Here is a 489-nt window from a genome sequence, read left to right on the forward strand (position 1 = left end):
TGCTCGGCCCCGCCATCGACGCCGCGACCGGGCCGGATGACGCCCGCCCCCGCCTGCTGATGTCGCCCCGCGGAAAGCCGCTGACGCAGGCGCGGGTGCGGGCGCTGAGCGCCGGGCCGGGCGCGCTGATCGTCTGCGGCCGCTTCGAGGGGGTCGACGAGCGGGTGATCGCCGGCCGCGCTCTCGAGGAGGTCTCGATCGGCGACTACGTGCTCTCCGGCGGCGAGATCGCGGCGATCACCCTGATCGACGCCTGCGTGCGCCTGCTGCCCGGCGTGATGGGCAAGGCGGCGTCCGGCGACGAGGAGAGCTTCGAGAGCGGCCGGCTCGAATATCCGCACTACACCCGCCCCCGCGACTGGGAGGGCCGGACGATCCCGGAGGTGCTGACCGGCGGCGACCACGGCGCAATCCGCGCCTGGCGCCGGGCCGAATCCGAGCGGATCACCGCCGAGCGCCGGCCGGATCTGCTCGGGTCGAGGCACGGCC

The 489-nt window shown here is 75.5% G+C and carries 1 protein-coding gene; it reads left to right on the top strand.

Features of this window, described 5'->3' with window-relative positions; translation table 11 throughout:
• Positions 1-489: tRNA (guanosine(37)-N1)-methyltransferase TrmD (locus tag FV223_RS29725; RefSeq protein WP_147730139.1), on the top strand; the 489-nt coding region annotated here is incomplete at both ends.

This window comes from Methylobacterium sp. WL116, assembly GCF_008039455.1.
In the GTDB taxonomy this organism is placed as follows: Bacteria; Pseudomonadota; Alphaproteobacteria; order Rhizobiales; family Beijerinckiaceae; genus Methylobacterium.